Origin of the sequence: Streptomyces sp. BPTC-684 (genome assembly GCF_030028635.1) — a bacterium.
GTDB lineage: Bacteria > Actinomycetota > Actinomycetes > Streptomycetales > Streptomycetaceae > Streptomyces > Streptomyces noboritoensis.
On the sequence record NZ_CP124863.1, the window covers coordinates 5,069,727 to 5,086,927 of the forward strand.

At 73.7% G+C, this 17,201-nt stretch carries 20 protein-coding genes; 11 read left to right on the forward strand and 9 right to left on the reverse strand.

Features of this window, described 5'->3' with window-relative positions; all coding sequences use genetic code 11:
- The first annotated feature begins 62 nt into the window (after window positions 1-62).
- Together QIY60_RS22380 and QIY60_RS22385 are read left to right on the forward strand one after the other, a co-directional pair.
- Window positions 63-1,187, forward strand: a complete 1,125-nt coding sequence (locus tag QIY60_RS22380) for a hypothetical protein (protein WP_283144050.1) — start codon at window positions 63-65, stop codon at window positions 1,185-1,187.
- Window positions 1,188-1,510: 323 nt separating this feature from the next.
- A complete protein-coding gene (locus QIY60_RS22385; RefSeq protein WP_283144051.1) occupies window positions 1,511-2,833 on the forward strand; it encodes a hypothetical protein in 1,323 nt (440 codons plus the stop codon).
- A gap of 6 nt (window positions 2,834-2,839) precedes the next feature.
- Here the strand turns inward: QIY60_RS22385 and QIY60_RS22390 are convergent, their stop codons facing one another.
- Window positions 2,840-3,226: a VOC family protein gene (locus QIY60_RS22390; RefSeq protein ID WP_283144052.1), complete on the reverse strand. Its 387-nt coding sequence runs from the start codon at window positions 3,224-3,226 to the stop codon at window positions 2,840-2,842.
- A gap of 117 nt (window positions 3,227-3,343) precedes the next feature.
- Complete coding sequence (locus QIY60_RS22395; RefSeq protein WP_283144053.1) at window positions 3,344-4,237, reverse strand: neutral zinc metallopeptidase; 894 nt, start codon at window positions 4,235-4,237, stop codon at window positions 3,344-3,346.
- A gap of 98 nt (window positions 4,238-4,335) precedes the next feature.
- On the opposite strand from QIY60_RS22395, the gene QIY60_RS22400 reads away from it, so the two are divergent.
- From QIY60_RS22400 to QIY60_RS22415, 4 genes are all read left to right on the forward strand, one after another.
- Complete coding sequence (locus QIY60_RS22400; RefSeq protein ID WP_283144054.1) at window positions 4,336-5,034, forward strand: hypothetical protein; 699 nt, start codon at window positions 4,336-4,338, stop codon at window positions 5,032-5,034.
- A gap of 162 nt (window positions 5,035-5,196) precedes the next feature.
- The gene (locus QIY60_RS22405; protein WP_283144055.1) at window positions 5,197-6,795 is read left to right on the forward strand and encodes an ABC-F family ATP-binding cassette domain-containing protein; all 1,599 of its coding nucleotides are present in this window, start codon (window positions 5,197-5,199) and stop codon (window positions 6,793-6,795) included.
- Window positions 6,796-7,141: 346 nt separating this feature from the next.
- Window positions 7,142-7,363: a helix-turn-helix domain-containing protein gene (locus QIY60_RS22410; protein WP_067157635.1), complete on the forward strand. Its 222-nt coding sequence runs from the start codon at window positions 7,142-7,144 to the stop codon at window positions 7,361-7,363.
- 119 nt (window positions 7,364-7,482) lie between these two features.
- On the forward strand, window positions 7,483-8,274 hold the full coding sequence (locus tag QIY60_RS22415) for an enoyl-CoA hydratase/isomerase family protein (RefSeq protein WP_283144056.1): 792 nt from the start codon (window positions 7,483-7,485) through the stop codon (window positions 8,272-8,274).
- 256 nt (window positions 8,275-8,530) lie between these two features.
- Here QIY60_RS22415 and QIY60_RS22420 read toward each other — a convergent pair whose 3' ends face one another.
- Complete coding sequence (locus tag QIY60_RS22420; protein WP_283144057.1) at window positions 8,531-9,136, reverse strand: nucleopolyhedrovirus P10 family protein; 606 nt, start codon at window positions 9,134-9,136, stop codon at window positions 8,531-8,533.
- A 93-nt stretch (window positions 9,137-9,229) separates the two neighbouring features.
- Here QIY60_RS22420 and QIY60_RS22425 point away from each other — a divergent pair, with 93 nt between their 5' ends.
- The 5 genes from QIY60_RS22425 to amaP are packed head-to-tail and all read left to right on the forward strand — an operon-like array spanning window position 9,230 to window position 11,676.
- Complete coding sequence (locus tag QIY60_RS22425; RefSeq protein WP_283144058.1) at window positions 9,230-9,730, forward strand: Asp23/Gls24 family envelope stress response protein; 501 nt, start codon at window positions 9,230-9,232, stop codon at window positions 9,728-9,730.
- 51 nt (window positions 9,731-9,781) lie between these two features.
- Window positions 9,782-9,979, forward strand: a complete 198-nt coding sequence (locus tag QIY60_RS22430; protein WP_283144059.1) for a hypothetical protein — start codon at window positions 9,782-9,784, stop codon at window positions 9,977-9,979.
- 9 nt (window positions 9,980-9,988) lie between these two features.
- Complete coding sequence (locus tag QIY60_RS22435) at window positions 9,989-10,387, forward strand: hypothetical protein (protein WP_283144060.1); 399 nt, start codon at window positions 9,989-9,991, stop codon at window positions 10,385-10,387.
- Entirely contained in the window at window positions 10,384-11,094 is a 711-nt protein-coding gene (locus tag QIY60_RS22440; RefSeq protein ID WP_283144061.1) for a DUF6286 domain-containing protein, read from the forward strand. Before QIY60_RS22435 ends, QIY60_RS22440 begins: the two co-directional genes overlap by 4 nt.
- A 3-nt stretch (window positions 11,095-11,097) precedes the next feature.
- Window positions 11,098-11,676, forward strand: a complete 579-nt coding sequence (gene amaP, locus QIY60_RS22445) for an alkaline shock response membrane anchor protein AmaP (protein WP_283144062.1) — start codon at window positions 11,098-11,100, stop codon at window positions 11,674-11,676.
- 52 nt (window positions 11,677-11,728) lie between these two features.
- Here the strand turns inward: amaP and QIY60_RS22450 are convergent, their stop codons facing one another.
- The 6 genes from QIY60_RS22450 to QIY60_RS22475 form a co-directional block, all read right to left on the reverse strand.
- Window positions 11,729-12,484, reverse strand: a complete 756-nt coding sequence (locus QIY60_RS22450; RefSeq protein WP_283144063.1) for an SDR family oxidoreductase — start codon at window positions 12,482-12,484, stop codon at window positions 11,729-11,731.
- A gap of 4 nt (window positions 12,485-12,488) precedes the next feature.
- Window positions 12,489-14,270, reverse strand: a complete 1,782-nt coding sequence (locus tag QIY60_RS22455; RefSeq protein ID WP_283144064.1) for a glycoside hydrolase family 15 protein — start codon at window positions 14,268-14,270, stop codon at window positions 12,489-12,491.
- Between the two features lie 101 nt (window positions 14,271-14,371).
- Window positions 14,372-15,157 (reverse strand): SURF1 family protein, encoded by a 786-nt coding sequence (locus QIY60_RS22460; RefSeq protein WP_283144065.1) that lies wholly within the window; start codon window positions 15,155-15,157, stop codon window positions 14,372-14,374.
- A gap of 57 nt (window positions 15,158-15,214) precedes the next feature.
- Complete coding sequence (locus tag QIY60_RS22465) at window positions 15,215-15,448, reverse strand: hypothetical protein (RefSeq protein ID WP_283144066.1); 234 nt, start codon at window positions 15,446-15,448, stop codon at window positions 15,215-15,217.
- 53 nt (window positions 15,449-15,501) lie between these two features.
- Window positions 15,502-16,488: a DEDDh family exonuclease gene (locus QIY60_RS22470; protein ID WP_190093624.1), complete on the reverse strand. Its 987-nt coding sequence runs from the start codon at window positions 16,486-16,488 to the stop codon at window positions 15,502-15,504.
- Between the two features lie 40 nt (window positions 16,489-16,528).
- Complete coding sequence (locus tag QIY60_RS22475; RefSeq protein WP_283144067.1) at window positions 16,529-17,152, reverse strand: TetR/AcrR family transcriptional regulator; 624 nt, start codon at window positions 17,150-17,152, stop codon at window positions 16,529-16,531.
- Window positions 17,153-17,201: the final 49 nt, after the last annotated feature.

The window sequence follows — 17,201 nt, forward strand, 5'->3', positions numbered from 1 at the left end:
GGCGTGCCCCGGTAGGCCCCCGCCCACTGGCCGTGTCGCCGCGCTCTGCCGACACTGGAACGGTGCGCCCGGCTACAGCGACGGCAGCGGCCGTCACCACACTCATCGGCGTCGGCGCGGCAGCGGTGGCCGCCGGACGGTACGCGAGCGACGCGGCCCTCAAGGCGCCGCCCGGCCGCCCGCTGCCCACCGACCCCGAGCTCACCGTGCACGCCACCGGGCCCGGGCGGATCGCCCTGACCCGCTGCCTGGCCTCGCTGCGGCCCGGCCTGTACGGGATCGAGGGACCCGGCATCCGCGCGGTGGTCGGCGAGATCGTCGACGTGCCGCACCCGGCGGACACCGTGGTGCGCCGCCTGGAGCTGGTCACCCGGGGCAGCCCGCGGCCGGGGGACCGGGTCCGGCTCACCCCGCAGCTCCACCACGGCACCCCGAAGGAAGCGCTCGGCCTCGACTACGAGGACGTGGAGATCCCCGCCGAGCTCGGTGTGCTGCCCGCCTGGTTGGTGCCGGGCGTGCGGAACACCTGGGTGATCACCGTGCACGGCCTGGGCACCACCCGCGAGCACCCGCTCAACCTCATCGGGTTCCTGCACCGCCACCGGCTGCCGGTGCTCGACATCGCCTACCGGGGCGACGAGGGCGCCCCCCGCTCCCCGGACGGCCTCGGCCACCTCGGCGACTCGGAGTGGCGCGACCTCGACGCCGCCGTCCGGTACGCCGTGCGCTCCGGCGCCGAGCGCGTCATCCTGCACGGCTGGTCCACCGGCGCCACCATGGCGCTGCACGCCGCCGCGAGCTCCGGGATGCGCGAGCACATCCGGGGCGTCGTCCTCGACTCGCCGGTACTCGACTGGGAGGGCACCCTGCGCGCCCTCGCCGTCGCCCACGGCGCCCCGAGCGCGCTGCTGCCGCTCGCCGTCCGGGCCGCGCAGGGCCGCACCGGCCCGCACGGCGACCGTCTGCGCGAGGCCGCCGACCCGGCCGCCCTGAGCGTCCCGGCGCTGGTCTTCCACGGCCCCGACGACACCCTGGCCTCCTGGCACCTCACCCGTGAACTCGCGGCCCGCCGCCCCGATCTGGTGACCCTTCACACCGTCCAGCACGCCCCGCACGCCTCCATGTGGAACGCGGACCCCGCCCGCTACGAGGAGGCGCTGCGGCGCTTCCTGACGCCGCTGATGTGACGCGCGGGGGCAAAGCCCCCGAAGCGGCGCACGGGGGACGGGCCGCACCGCCCCGACGATCAGGGCGCCCATTCCGTTTCTGCAATCGGCCCGTCAACGGACCGCGCCGCCCCGGGGGGACAGCCCCCGGACCCCGGCCGCGCCCGGCCCGCGCGGGAGCCGGTCTTCCCCCATTCCGTTTGGGCTTTCTGCCCGTCAGCGGGAAGACTGCATCCGTGACGTCCCGGAAGCCTGAAGAGAAGTTGCCGCGAGACTCCAGACTGCGGCTTGTCCGCGCACCGCACGCGAAGGATGCCCGACCCCTCGCCAGCGCCCGCCGGGCCGTGAGCGACCGCCGCTCCCGGGCGGGCTCCCGACCGCCCGAGGGCACCCCGGCCGCCGCCGAACTGGCCCGCCAGGCCAGAGCGGTCCTCGCCGACGCCGTACGCGTCGCCCGCTGGGCCGACGCCGAGCGCGCCCGGGGCAGCGCGCCCCGCCCCGCCCCGACGGGCACCCTGTCGGGCGCCGCCGCCGAACTGGCCGCCGCCACCCTGCGGCTGACGCCCGCCCAGGTGCGGGCCGGCTGGGACCGGGCCCGGCTCGCCGGACTCGTCGAACTGCACGGCGGCACCGCGCGCCCCGGCTGGCGGCTGCGCGCCTGGGACCGCGACGACGCCGCGGTGCTGCGCGGCTGGGTCGCCCTCTTCGACGCCTGGTCGATCGTCCACCCCGCCCCGGCCGCCATCGCGCCCGCCGCCGTGGCCGAGGTCGTCGAAGCCGTCCCCCAGGTGCTCTCCCTCCTCCAGCTCTCGGCCGGCCCCGTCCTCGTACCGGCCCTGCTCGACCTGCTCGGCCAGCGCGTCGCCGAACTGCGCGACGAGCGCTGCGAAGTCCCGTACGGCACCGACGCGGACGGCACCGGCGGGGACCACCCCGCCTCCCTCGCCTTCCTCTCCCTCCTCCTCGACTGGGTGCTGGCCGGGCTCGCCGCCGTCGGCGCGCTCACCCTCGGCGAGGGCTCGGCCACCCTCACCCCGCTCGGCAGCTGGGCGGTGTGGGTCAAGCTGGAGCAGATCTGCGTCGCCGCGCAGAGCCCGGCCGGCAACATCGAGCAGTCCGCCGAGGACATGCTGCGCGGCTGCGCCCGGCTCACCCCCGGCCCGGCCCGCGCCGAGTACCGCGCCTGGCTCGCCGCCCGGCCCGTGGGCAGCGCGGTGACCGAACTGCTCGACGCGGCCCGGGGCGAGGACGCCCTGGTGCGCGGGCTCGCCTTCGAGGCGCTCCGGGTCGTCGGCGCGCCCGCCGAGCCCGAGGTGCGCGCCGCCACCGACGAGATCTTCCTGCGCCCCTACGCCCTCCTCTGGCTCGCCGAGCACGAGGGCACCGACCCCGAGGACGTCACCGCCGTCCTCACCCGCGAGGAGTCCACCTGGCTCTGGGTCGACACCGCCGCGGCCGTCGCCGACCACGGCGAGGTCGAGCTGATGGTGCGTCACCTCGACTCGGCCGTGCAGGGCACCGTGCCCGCCCTGCTCGACGAGGTCAGGGCCGTCGGCCACCCCCGCACCGTCCAGGTCCTGGTCGCCCTCGCCGCCGCCCACCCGGACCCGGCCCTGGCCAAGGCCGTGCGCCGCGCGGCCTTCCAGGTCCACACCGGCGGCGTGTAGTCGAGGTCAGCCGGCGCCGGGGGCGTACGTACCGAAGCTCCACACGTTGCCCTCGGCGTCGCGCGCCATGTAGTCCCGTGAGCCGTAGTCCTGGTCGGTGGGCGCCATCAGGATCTCCACGCCGTGCTCCACCGCCCGTTTGTGGTGCGCGTCCACGTCGGCCACCACCACGTAGACACCGGCCGGGCCCGCGTCGCGCATGGCGTCCGCGAAGACGCCGCCCCGGCCCTTCGAGCCGAGCATCACCATGCCGGTGCCGCTGGCGAGTTCGGCGTGGAGCACCAGGCCGTCCGCGTCCTCGTACACACTCGTCTCCGTGAAGCCGAACGCGTCCTTCAGGAGGCTGATCGCCGCCTTCGCGTCCGCGTACAGAATCGTCGGATACACACTCATCACGAACTCCCGTCCCTCTCGCCGACCCGCTCCGATGTGACCTGGATCTCAGTCTTGCACCCGGCACTGACAACGCCCGTCGGGCCGGTGGTCGGGTGCGCGGGCGGACTCGCGGACTCAGCGCGCGAACGTGTTGCAGCGGCCCATGTCGCCCGTGCTGAAGCCGGTGTAGAACCACTGCTGGCGCTGCTGCGCCGAGCCGTGCGTCCAGGACTCCGGGGTGACCCGGCCCTGGAACTTCTCCTGGATCCGGTCGTCGCCCACGGCCGCCGCCGCGTCCAGGCCGTCCTTGATGTCCTGGTCGGTCAGCCGGGTCAGCAGCGGCCTGCCGGTCTTCGGGTCCGGGGTCGTCGTGGCGTGGTGCGCCCACACCCCGGCGTAGCAGTCGGCCTGCAGCTCGACCTTCACGGCGTTGCTGTTCGCGCCCTGCTGCCCGTCCTGCGACCGGGCGAGGGTGCCCATCAGATTCTGGATGTGGTGCCCGTACTCGTGCGCCACCACGTACGCCTGGGCGAACGGGCCGCCGGTGGAGCCGAACTTGGTCCGCAGCTCGTCGAAGAACCCGAGGTCCAGATAGACCTGCCGGTCGCCCGGGCAGTAGAACGGCCCGACCGCCGAGGTCGCCGTGCCGCACGCGGTCGACACCCGGCCGGTGAAGAAGACGGTCTGCGCGGGCGCGTAGCGGCCGCCGCGGCGCGGGAACTCCTGCGACCAGTAGTCCTGCACGCTGTTGACCACCGCGAGGATCCGGCAGTCCTCCTTGGTGTTGGCGTCGCGCCCCTTGCGGCAGCTCGCCTGCACCTGCCCCTGGGCCGACACCGAGGTCGCCGGGGTGGAGTCGCCGGAGGAGAGCCCCAGCTGCTCGGGCCCGACCCCGAACAGCAGGCCGAGCACCAGCGCGATCAGCCCGACGATGCCGCCGCCGATGGTGGCCCTGCCGCCGGGGACACGGCTGCCCCGCACGTCCTTGACCTCGGACGTGTCCAGATCGGCGTCGTCGTCGAACTGCATGGGCTCAGCACCCTCCGTCACCCGATATCACCCCGAGTATCAAACAGTTCATTGCGTTGCGCCCCTTTTGGCACGGTGGCCGATACGCTCGGCGCCTCATGGACCGGAACCGTCTCGCGCTGGCCGCCGTCGCCGCCGTACTGGCTCTCCCCCTGGTCACCGCAGCACACCACGCCCGGCCCGCCCCCTACGGCGACCGCCTCACCGTGCTGCCCGCCGCCGCCCCGGCCCGCCCGGCGGTACGGGTGCGGGGCGCGGCCGTCGAGGCGTACGACCCGAGGAGCGGGGCGCGCAGCTGGACCTACCGCCGCGACGGGCGCCGTCCGCTCGCGGTGCGCGCCGCGCCTGGGCACGCCTTCGCCCTGTGGAGCGACGGCATGGTCACCGACACCGCGCGCGTGCTCTCGGTCGACGCGGTCCGCTGGCACCGGGCCGTGCCGGGCCTCGCGGGCTGGCTCGCCGGGCGCCCCGGCCGGGCCGCCGGCGTGCTCCAGCAGCTGGCTCCGGCCGCCCGGGGCGGCGGGATGCTCGCCGTCGTCACCCCCGAGCGCATCGCCGCGTACCGCACCGCCGACGGGGATCTGCGCTGGACGCTGCCCGCCCGGCGGGAGTGCGCCTTCGACCCGGGCCGCATCGCGCGCGTGGCGGGCGTCCTGATCGTCGCCCAGCCCTGCCGCGACCGGGACGTGTGGACCCGGGAGCTGGTGGCGTTGGACACCCTCGGGCGCATCGCCCCCGGCCGCACCCCGCTGGGCAACGACCTCCCCGCGCGCGTGGGCGCCGTCCTGGGCGCGTGATCCCGCGCGACAGAACAGGGCCCGTAAGGGATCACCGCACGTAAAAGCAGTTGCACACCCCCGCTAGAATTGGCCCATGGCAATTCTCCTTGTGCATTAGACGGCGCCGACGCTCCGCGACCCCCGTCCATCCCGCCGTCCACACCGCCCTGGAGTATTTCCGTGATCACCGCCACCGGCATCGAGCTGCGCGCCGGCGCCCGCATCCTCATCGAGAACGCGTCCTTCCGAGTCGCCAAGGGCGACCGCATCGGTCTCGTCGGCCGCAACGGAGCCGGCAAGACCACCCTCACCAAGTGCCTGGCCGGCGAGGGCATCCCGGCCGCCGGCACCATCACGCGCTCCGGCGAGGTCGGCTATCTGCCGCAGGACCCCCGGACCGGCGACCTCGACGTCCTCGCGCGCGACCGCGTGCTCTCCGCGCGCGGCCTCGACGAGGTGCTGCGCAAGATGCGCGAGAACGAGGAGCGCATGGCGAACGGCAAGGGCGCCACGCGCGAGAAGGCGATGAAGAAGTACGAGCGCCTGGAGACCGAGTTCCTCACCAGGGGCGGGTACGCCGCCGAGGCGGAGGCCGCCACCATCGCGGCCGCGCTCGGCCTGCCCGACCGGGTGCTCGGCCAGCCGCTGCACACCCTCTCCGGTGGTCAGCGCCGCCGCGTCGAGCTCGCCCGCATCCTCTTCTCGGACGCCGACACCCTGCTCCTCGACGAGCCGACCAACCACCTCGACGCCGACTCGATCGTCTGGCTGCGCGACTACCTGAAGACGTACCGGGGCGGCTTCATCGTGATCTCCCACGATGTCGACCTGGTCGAGACGGTCGTCAACAAGGTGTTCTACCTGGACGCCAACCGCTCCCAGATCGACGTCTACAACATGGGCTGGAAGCTCTACCAGCAGCAGCGTGAGGCCGACGAGAAGCGCCGCAAGCGCGAGCGCCAGAACGCCGAGAAGAAGGCCGCGGCCCTCAACTCGCAGGCCGACAAGATGCGCGCCAAGGCGACCAAGACGGTGGCCGCGCAGAACATGGCCAAGCGCGCCGAGCGGCTGCTCTCCGGCCTGGACGCGGTACGGGTCTCCGACAAGGTCGCCAAGCTGCGCTTCCCGGACCCGGCGCCCTGCGGCAAGACCCCGCTGACCGCCGAGGGCCTGTCCAAGTCGTACGGCTCCCTGGAGATCTTCACCGACGTCGACCTGGCCATCGACAAGGGGTCGAGGGTCGTCATCCTCGGTCTGAACGGTGCCGGCAAGACGACCCTGCTGCGGCTGCTCGCGGGCGCCGAGAAGGCGGACACCGGCGAGGTCACCCCGGGCCACGGCCTCAAGCTCGGCTACTACGCCCAGGAGCACGAGACGCTCGACCCGGACCGCACGGTCCTGGAGAACATGCGCTCCTCGGCGCCCGACCTGGACCTGGTCGAGGTCCGCAAGACGCTGGGCTCGTTCCTGTTCTCCGGCGACGACGTGGACAAGCCGGCGGGCGTGCTCTCCGGCGGCGAGAAGACCCGGCTGGCCCTGGCCACGCTGGTGGTCTCGTCCGCCAACGTCCTGCTCCTCGACGAGCCGACCAACAACCTCGACCCGGCCAGCCGCGAGGAGATCCTGGGCGCGCTGCGCACGTACAAGGGCGCGGTCGTTCTAGTGACGCACGACGAGGGCGCGGTCGAGGCTCTACAGCCCGAGCGCATCATTCTTCTGCCCGACGGGGTCGAGGACCTGTGGGGTCCCGACTACGCGGATCTGGTCGCCCTCGCCTGACCCGTGCGACTGATCCACTCCATATGGATCATTCGGCTTACGTGTGATCCTCAATCTGAGTGAGTGCGTCTCGTACCCCGGCGTGTCATGCACGGGATCAAGATCCGGTGGGTGCGGGACGGGCTGATTCCGGAGTGTGACTCCGAGCACACCCCTGACCAGCGCGTTCTTGTCGCGTCTGAGTTCGGGGCGATTCCGCGGCCGTGCGGAATTCTTGATTCCGGCCCTGTCTCGCCCCGTCCTGCGCGGAAACCCGGTTGCACGGACCTTGCCGAATGGGTGGCCAGGAAGCCCGGGAGGGGTGATCATGAGAAGTCCAGAGCGCACTTCCCATGAGGAGGCACGGGTGGCCGAGACTCTGAAGAAGGGCAGCCGGGTTACCGGCGCCGCGCGCGACAAGCTCGCGGCAGACCTGAAGAAGAAGTACGACTCCGGTGCGAGCATCCGGGCGTTGGCCGAAGAGACCGGCCGCTCCTACGGATTCGTCCACCGGATGCTCAGCGAGTCCGGGGTGGTACTGCGCGGACGCGGCGGAGCGACACGCGGCAAGAAGACCGCCTCGGCCTGACCGGGGCCGGGCGGGTCCATGGGCTCGCCGGGTCGGGTTGCCACCCGGTCGGCCGCACCGTCGGCCGGGTGGTTACTGTGCAGTCACTTATTTGACCGCACCCGACCCGGAGGCGCCCCATGGCTTCGCCTGACCCCGTACTCGACAAGGACGGCGTCCGGCTCACCGTCGACGACGCAGTCGCCACGGTGACCCTGACCAATCCGGACAAGCGCAACGCCCAGTCTCCCGCTCTGTGGCGGGCGTTGGCGTCCGCCGGTCAGGAACTGCCCGGCACCGTCCGGGTCGTTGTGCTGCGGGGAGAGGGCAAGTCCTTCTCCGCCGGGCTCGACCGTCAGGCCTTCACTCCCGAGGGCTTCGACGGCGAGCCGTCGTTCCTCGACCTCGCCCGCGGCTCCGACGCGGAGCTGGACGGGGTCATCGCCGAGTATCAGTCGGCGTTCACCTGGTGGCGTCGCAACGACATCGTGTCGATCGCGGCGGTCCAGGGGCACGCGATCGGTGCGGGCTTCCAGCTCGCGCTCGCCTGTGACCTGCGCGTCGTCGCGGACGACGTGCAGTTCGCCATGCGCGAGACCAGCCTGGGCCTGGTGCCGGACCTGACGGGCACCCACCCCCTGGTGAGCCTGGTGGGCTACGCCCGCGCCCTGGAGATCTGCGCGACCGGCCGCTTCGTCGGGGCGGAGGAGTCGGAGCGGATCGGGCTCGCGAACCTGGCGGTGCCGGGTTCCGAACTGGACGCTTCTGTACGTGACTTGGCGGCGGCGCTGCTGGCTGCGCCGCGGGACGCGGTGATCGAGACGAAGGCGCTGCTGCGGGGTGCGTCGTCGCGGTCGTACGAGGAGCAGCGGGTCGCGGAGCGGGGCGCGCAGGCGCGGCGCCTGCGTGACCTGGCGGGCCTGGCCGAGTAGGTCGTTGCCGGGGCTTCGCCCCGGCCCCCTGCTTGGGGGCTACGCCCCGGGCCCCCGTTTCGTCTGCGGGCCGTGCTGGGTTGCTCGCGCAGTTCCCCGCGCCCCTTGAATGCCGCTGCGCGGCATCCCCGGGGGGCGCCCCGAAGGGGCGCTTTCAGGGGCGCGGGGAACTGCGCGACCAGCCCCCACCGGCTCGCAGCCGACGAACCCGGCCGCCCGCCAGAGGGCTTTAGGGAAGGGGCGGGGTGGGGAGAAATCACCCCACCCACGTCACCAGCACCGCCACCCCACCCCCCACCACCCCCCGAACCCCCCGCACCACCTCCACCGCCCGATACCCCGCCGCGACCCCCACCTCCACACACTCCGGCAGAACCCCCAGCTCCGCCGTCAGGAACGCCACACCGGGGACGGCGAGCGGGGGCCCGGGGCGTGCCCCGGGTGGGGGAGGCGGGGGAGTCGGCGGCGCGGGGGCGTCCAGCAGGGACGTCACCCGGATGTCGACCCGGGACAGCCGCAGGCCCAGGCGCGCGGACGACGCCGACAGCATCGCCTCCCGCACCCCCTCCGTCCGGGGGCGCCCGGACCCCCACACCGCCACCTCCACCACCGCCCCCACCTCCCCCGGCGGCAGCCCGCTCGGCGGCGGCGGAACCACGGGAACCCCGGCCGCCGCCGGATCCGCGAGCGCGAGCCGCAGGGACGTCACCGCCAGACCGGGAACCGACGCGCACGCGGCCCGCAGCACCGCCCCCGCCGCCCGCTCCGTCACCCAGGCGCCGTCCGCCGCCTCCCCGAGCGGCAGCAGCCTGCCCAGGGCCAGCCGGCGCCGTACCTCCGTGCTCCACACGTCAGGCGTCATTGCCCCAGCCTGCCGCATCCCCGGCGCGGGACGGGGCAACCGCACTTAGTGTGGGCAGCTGAGGGGAAGGGGAAGCCGAAAGGGATGAACGCCATGAGCGACACCGCGGAACGCAATCGCCCCGAACCGTCCGGCCCGGGCGGCAAGGACACCCCCGAGGGCGCGACCAGAAAGACCTCCCCCGCCAGGCGCGGCGGCGGCGACCCCGGCACGCGCGGCCGCACCACCATCGCCGACGGCGTGGTGGAGAAGATCGCGGGGCTCGCGGCCCGCGAGGTCGTCGGCGTCCACGCGATGGGCAGCGGCCTGTCCCGTACGTTCGGCGCGGTTCGCGACCGGGTGCCCGGCGGAAGCAAATCCGCCGTGGCGCGCGGGGTGAAGGCCGAGGTCGGCGAGGTCCAGACGGCCCTCGACCTGGAGATCGTCGTCGACTACGGCGTGTCGATCGCGGACGTGGCCCGTGCCGTACGGGAGAACGTGATCGCGGCCGTGGAGCGCATGACGGGACTCGAAGTCGTCGAGGTCAACATCGCGGTGAGCGACGTGAAACTTCCCGATGAGGAAGAGGACGAGCCGGAACCCCGGCTCCAGTGAGGCCCCGGTGCGGCCCCGGCCCCCGACTGAGGAGCGACTGAGGAGCTCAGGATGAGCATGGCGGTGATCGGCATGGTGGCCGGCATGGCGCTCGGCTTCGCCGGATACTTCGGCGGCTTCGGGGCGTTCCTGCTGGTCGCGGCGCTCGGCGCGATCGGATTCGTGGCGGGCAGGTTCCTGGAGGGCGATATCGAACCCGGTGACTTCTTCCGTCCCCGGGACCGCGACCGCGGCGACCGGCGGCGGTGACGCGGAGTCATGACGGTGTCTGCGGCGGCGTCCGGGTCCGGTGAGAGCGCACACGGCTCCGCCGCATCCCGCCGCATCCCGCCCGCCGAGCGTGGAGCGACCCGTATCGCCGACCGGGTCGTCGCGAAGATCGCCGCACAGGCGGCGCGCGAGGTGGTGGGCGCGCCCCCCGAGGGCGGCACCGCGCCCCACGCGGCGGTCACGGTGCACCAGGACGTGGCCCGGGTGCGGGTCAGCCTGGAGCTCGGGTACCCCTCCGATCTCGGGGCCCAGTGCGGTGCCGTGCGTCGGCGAGTCACCGAGCGGGTAAGGGCGTTGGCGGGCATGGAGGTGCCCGAGGTGGCGGTGCAGATCGAGCGTCTGCACTCGGCGCACACCGGTACGGCGGACCGGGGGAGGATCACATGAGCGGGCCCAGCGAGCCGGAAGCGTCCAACGGCGGGAACGGCACCCGACGCCTTCCCGTCGTCATGGAGAAGGGCGCCGCCACGGACCCCGAGGGCGGGCTCGACCAGTCGCAGTCGTCCGCCGCCTATGACCCCGTGCCCGTCCTCGCCGAGGACGAGGGCGGCCGGGCCCACCGCTTCTGGTCGGTGCGGCGGGCGCCCGCCGTGCTGGTCGCCCTCGTCGTGCTGGCCGTGTCCGGGCCCCTGCTGTACGACATCGCGGCGGTACGCGCGGACCGCCCCGCGATGCGCTGGCGCCGCAGGCTCGCGGACTGGGCGGCCCGGCACGCCGTGGACGACGTGGTGGTGCTCACCGGCGCGGGCGTCGCGGTGGCCGTCGGGATCTGGCTGATCGTGCTCGCGGTGACGCCGGGGCTGCGGGACGTGCTGCCGATGCGGCGCGCCTCGGCCGGGGTGCGCGCCGGGCTCGACCGCTCGGCCGCCGCGCTGGTGCTGCGGGACCGGGCGATGGAGGTCCCGGGCGTGCAGTCGGTGCGGGTCAGGATGGGCCGCGCCAAGGTCGCCGTACGGGCCGTCTCGCACTTCCGCGAGCTCGACGACGTACGGGCCGATCTGGACGCCGCGCTGGGCGCGGGCATCAAGGAGCTCGGGCTCGCCGGACAGCCCGGGCTCTCCGTGCACGTGGGCCGTGCCGCCAGGAAGAGGTGACCCATGCTCAGGACGGTGAACCGGGTGCTGATCGGCCTCGTCGGGCTGGTCCTGGTGGCGGCGGGCGGCGCGGTCCTCGCGGCCGGAGCGGGCCTGTCGGTGCCGTCGTGGTGGCCCTGGGAGGGCGCCGACGACGCCCTGCTCGACCGGGCCCGCCGGGAGCGCTGGCACCACCACGGCTGGTGGTGGCCCACCGTCATCGCGGCGCTCGCCGTACTCGTCCTGCTGACCCTGTGGTGGCTGCTCGCCCAGCTGCGCCGGGCGCGGCTGGCCGAGGTCCTGGTGGACTCGGGCGACGGCCAGGGCGCGCTGCTGCGCGGCCGCGCCCTGGAGGCGGTCCTGGCGGGCGAGGCGGAGGCGCTGCCGGGCGTGGCCCGCGCCCAGGTGGCCCTGCACGGCCGCCGCACCACCCCGGAGGCCCGCGTCGCCCTCCTCCTGGAGCCCCACGCGTCCCCCGCCGAAGCCCTCTCCCGCCTCACGTCGGAGGCCCTGGCCCACGCCCGCGACTCGGCGGGCCTCGCCGCACTCCCCGCCGAGGCCCGCCTGCGCGGGGTCAAGCACCGGGCCCAGCGGGTGAACTGACACCGGGCCACAGGGGCCCCGCCTCCGAGGCGCCCGGGCGCCTGACGTCCGCTCAGAAGCCGTGTCGTGCCCCGCCGTCCACCGGCAGCATCAGGCCCGTCAGGTACGACGCCGCCGGTGAGAGCAGGAACGCGGCCGTGCGGCCGAACTCCTCCGGGGTGCCGTAGCGGCGCAGGGGGATCTGGGACTCGTTGGCCGTGCGGGCGGCCTCCGCGTCGCCGGAGAGGGCGTCCAGCTGGCGGACGCGGTCGGTGTCGATGCGGGACGGGAGCAGGCCGACCACGCGGATGCCGCGCGGGCCCAGTTCGTCCGCGAGGGACTTGGCGAAGCCCGCGAGGCCGGGGCGCAGGCCGTTGGAGACGGTCAGGCCGGGGATCGGTTCGTGGACCGATCCCGACAGGACGAAGCCGATCACGCCGCCCTCGTCCAGCTCCTCCGCCGCCGTGCGCGCCATCCGTACCGCACCCAGGAACACCGACTCGAAGGCCGAGCGCCACTGCTCGTCCGTGTTGTCGGCGACGAAGCCGGGCGGCGGGCCGCCCACGCTGATCAGCACGCCGTCGAAGCGGCCGAACCGCTCGCGGGCCGTGGCGATCAGCCGGGCGGCGGAGCCGGGGTCGGCGTTGTCGACGGCCACGCCCAGCGCGTTCGGGCCCAGCTCCTCGGCCGCGTCGGCCACCGCCTTCTCGTCGCGGCCGCTCAGCACCGCCTTCGCGCCGTCGGCCGTGAGTGCCCGCGCCGAGGCGAGGCCGAGGCCCCGGGAGGCACCGGTGACGACGTAGACGCGGTCCTTCAGTCCAAGATCCATACGCCTATCCTGCCTCCAGCCCCATCGCCGTCGCCACCAGTCCGATGTGGCTGAAGGCCTGCGGGAAGTTGCCGAGCTGCCGACCGGCCACCGGGTCGTACTCCTCGGCAAGCAGTCCGACGTCGTTGCGGAGTGCGAGGAGCCGGTCGAACAGCTCCCGCGCCTCCTTCTCGCGGCCGGTCAGCCGCAGCGCGTCGGCCAGCCAGAACGAGCAGACCAGGAAGGTGCCCTCGTCGCCGGGCAGACCGTCCACGGTGGCGCCCTCGGTGCTGTAGCGGCGCACGAAGCCGTCGTGGCCGAGCTCGGCGCGCACCGCGTCCACCGTCCCGATCACCCGCGGGTCGTCGCCCGGCAGGAACCCGACCCGGGGGATGAGCAGCGTCGCCGCGTCCAGCTCCGCGGACCCGTACGCCTGGGTGAAGGTGTTCCGCTCGGCGTCGAACCCCTTCTCGCACACCTCCCGGTGCACCTCGTCCCGCATCCGCCGCCAGCGCTCCGCGTCGCCGCGCCGGGACGGATCGGATTCCAGGGCCCGCACCGCGCGGTCGGCGGCGACCCACGCCATCACCTTGGAGTGCACGAAGTGGCGGCGCTCCCCGCGCACCTCCCACAGCCCCTCGTCCGGCTCGCGCCAGCGGGCCTCCAGGAAGCCGAGCAGGCTGAGTTCCACGTTCCAGGTGTGCGGCTTGGCGGCCATGCCCGCGGTACGGGCCAGATGGAGGGAGTCGATGACCTCCCCGTACACATCGAGCTGGAGCTGTTTGACGGCGGCGTTGCCGATCCGGACCGGGGCGGAGTCCAAGTGGCCGCGCAGCCACGGCAGTTCGGTCTCCGGCAGGCGCCGCTCGCCGCCGAGGCCGTACATGATCTGGAGGTCGGCCGGGTCGCCCGCGACCGCGCGCAGCAGCCAGTCGCGCCAGGCCGCCGCCTCGTCGAGGTAGCCGGCCGAGACCAGCGCGCCCAGCGTCAGCGTCGAGTCGCGCAGCCAGCAGTAGCGGTAGTCCCAGTTCCGTACGCCCCCGATCTCCTCCGGGAGCGAGGTGGTGGGGGCGGCGACGATGCCGCCGGTCGGCGCGTAGGTGAGGGCCTTGAGGGTGATGAGGGAGCGGACGACGGCGTCCCGGTGGGGGCCGGTGCAGCGGCACCTGCCGGCCCATTCGCGCCAGTCCGCCAGGCTCTGCTCCAGCGCCTCGAACGGATCGATTATCGACGGCCGGGGCTCGTGCGAGGGGTGCCAGGTCAGCACCATCGCGACCTTCTCGCCGGGCCCCACGGTGAACGACGAGCGGGTGCTCATCTGCTGGCCCCAGGTCTTGACGGCGGGCTCGGTGCGCAGCCAGACCGAGTCGGGTCCCGCGACCATGACCCGGTGGCCGTCGGCGCGGCGCACCCAGGGCACCACCCGGCCGTAGTCGAAGCGCAGCCGCAGTACGGAGCTCATCTCGACGCTGCCGCTGACGCCCTCGACGATCCGTACGACGTCGGGGGCGGTGTCGCGCTGGGGCATGAAGTCGAGGACGCGGACCGTGCCGGTGCGGGTCTCCCAGACGGACTCCAGGACGAGCGAGTCGTCGAGGTAGGCGCGGCGCGTACAGTCCCCGGCGCCCGCCGGGGCGATCCGCCAGTGGCCGTTGTCGTCGTCGCCGAGCAGCGCCGCGAAACAGGCCGCCGAGTCGAAGCGGGGCAGGCAGAGCCAGTCGATGGAGCCGTCCCGGCCGACGAGGGCGGCGGTCTGGAGGTCGCCGATGAGGGCGTAGTCCTCGATGCGTTGGATACGTCGCGTCACGCTCTGGCGTGTTCCCGCCCGGCGGAATTGTCAATCAGACAAGTGCGTCCATAGGACCGGACGGTACGGGTCGGGGCGCGGCCGCCCCCGTGCGGACCGGCTCAGGCCGTCGCCGGTGCGGGCTCCGCCGCCTCGGCCTTCGCCGCCGCCTCGGCCCGGTCCCGCTTCTCGCGGCGGACCAGGACCACCCAGCCGACCGGGACCCCGGCGGTGAACAGCCACCACTGCACGGCGTACGCCATGTGCGGGCCGATCGAGGAGTGGTCCGGGGCCGGGATCAGCTCGGGGGAGTCGACCTCGGGCGCGGTCTGCTCGATGTAGCCGCCGAGCACCGGGCGGCCGAGCGCCTTCTGCTGCTGGGCGCTGCTGATCAGCATCACCTGGCGGGGCGGCAGGCCCTTGACGTCCTTGATGCCGCTGGCCGCGGTCGTCTGGTCGGCCATCAGCCGCCCGGTGACCGTGACCTCGCCCTTGGGCGGGGCCGGGATCTGCGGGAACTCGGTCTGGCTGCCGTTGTCCGGCACCCAGCCCCGGTTGATCAGCACGGTCGGCCCGCCGTCGAGGACGAACGGGGTGAGCACGTGGTACCCGACCCGCCCGTCGGCGGCGGTGCGGCGGCGCACCACGACCTCGTGGGCGGTGTCGTACGTGCCGGTGGCGGTGACCCGGCGCCAGTACTGGGCGTGCGGGACGGTGTGGCCGGGGGAGGTGAGCGCGGTCACCGGGACCGGCTTCGCCTTCAGGTTGTCCGCGATGACGGTGTTCTGCGCGACGCGGTGCTGGTGGCGGTGCAGCTGCCAGAAGCCCAGCTCGATCATCGTGGGGATGAGAACGAGGGCGAGGAGGGTGACGAGCACCCACTGCCGGGACAACAGGAAGCGATACACCCCACGACGGTACAACTCCGTCATGGGGTGTTCGGAAGGGGGTCGGGATACGGGGGATCAGACCTTGTCGATGATGCCCACCCGGCCCTCCGCTCGGGCGCAGTGCCCGCCGCAGTACCAGTGCCCCTCGACCTCGACGCCCTGGCCGATGATCTGGACCCGGCAGTGTTCGCAGATGGGCGCCATGCGGTGGATGGCGCACGAGAAGCAGTCGAAGACGTGCACCGCGCCCTGCGCGTGCACCTCGAAGGACATCCCGTAGTCGTTTCCGCAGACCTCACAACGTGCCATGCGCCACAGGGTGGGGTGCACCGCGCCGCAACGGCGGGCGGCACGCCACGCGGTCACCCGTCTGCCGCAGCCACGTCCCGCAGCAGCTGGGTGAAGGCCGCCTCGTCGACGACCGGCGTGCCGAACGACTTCGCCTTCACGGTCTTGGAGGTCGCCGAGTCCGGGTCGTTGGTCACCAGCAGGCTGGTCAGCCGGGAGACGCTGGTCGCCACGTGCAGCCCGGCCTCGGTCGCGCGGTCCTCCAGGAGCTCCCGGTCGATGGAGGTGTCGCCGGAGAACGCCACCCGCATGCCCTGCTTGAGTGGTTTGTCCGCTTCGTAACGACCGGGGTTGGGGTACGGGCACGCCGGGCGCTTGCGCGCGGGCCGCCAGCTCGAACTCCTGCCGTACGACCCGGTGGCCTGGTAGCCGATGCGCGGGGTCGCCGGGCCGTCCGACCACTCGGTGAGCGGGCGGCATTCAAGGAGCGGCAGCCGTGCCCCGACCCGTGCCGCCTCGTGCAGGCTCGGGCGGAACGCCTCGGCCAGCACGCGCGCGTCGTCGAGCGCGTGGTGCGCGCGCTGCTGCACCACTCCGAAGTGCGCGGCCAGCGACTCCAGCTTGTGGTTGGGCAGCGGCAGGTCGAGCTCCTTGGAGAGCGCGATGGTGCACAGCCGCTGGCGCACCGGCGCGGTGCGCTTCGCCCGTGCGTACTCCCTGGCGATCATCTGCCAGTCGAAGATCGCGTTGTGCGCGACCAGGACCCGGCCGTCCAGGCGCTCGGCGAACTCCCCGGCGATGTCCGGGAAGAGCGGCGCGTCCGCCAGGACGTCGGTGGTCAGCCCGTGGATCCACACCGGGCCGGGGTCGCGCTCCGGGTTGACCAGCGTGTACCAGTGGTCCTCGACGTTGCCCTGGGCGTCCAGGCGGTAGACGGCAGCCGACACTATCCGGTCGTCGCGGGCGAGGCCGGTGGTCTCCACGTCGACGACCGCGTACCCCTGCGGGTAGGCGGTCGGCCACGTCGCTGCTGCTGTCGTACGGTCGTCGAGCATGGTCACAGAGAATACGGGGCCGCACTGACAACGTGGGCGGCGGCCGTCAACGCGGCTGTGCGAGCAGCCCGTCGACCAGGGCCCGCACCGACGCCGCGAACAGCCGCTCCGGGTCCGGCGGCCGGGCCAGCGCACGGGCGAGCGCCGGGTCGTGCTCGGCGGGCGCGGTGTGCCAGAGCTCGTCCTCGCCGGGGTGCTGCGCCGGAGCCCGCTCGCGGTAGCGCTCGACCAGGACGTGGCCGACGACCTGGAACTGGACCGCCCGTACCACCCGCGCGGCGGCGGTCCCGCGCAGCCCGGCCTCGTGGACCTCGTGGACCAGGGCCTGCTGGGCGGGCAGGAACATCCGTTCGGTCAAGCCGCGTTCGTGGACCATCGCGATCAGGTGCGGGCGCTCGCGCAGCTCCCGGCGCAGCGCGGTGGCGACCGAGACGATCCGGGCGGCCGGGGTGCGCCCGCGCGGTCTGATCTCGCCCAGCTCCCGCACGGTCCGCTCGACGAGCGCGTCGAGCAGCGACTCGCGGTTGCCGACGTGCCAGTAGATCGAGGTGACCGCCGTGCCGAGCTCGGCGGCGAGCCCCCGCATGGTGAGGGCGGCCGGGCCGTGCTCTCTGACCAGGGCCCCGGCGGCCTCCAGGACCTCCTCGCGGCTCAGAGACGTACGCGTCATGGCCCGCCCCCTCCCCACTCCGGTTGCCGCACGGCTCTTTACCCTTCAT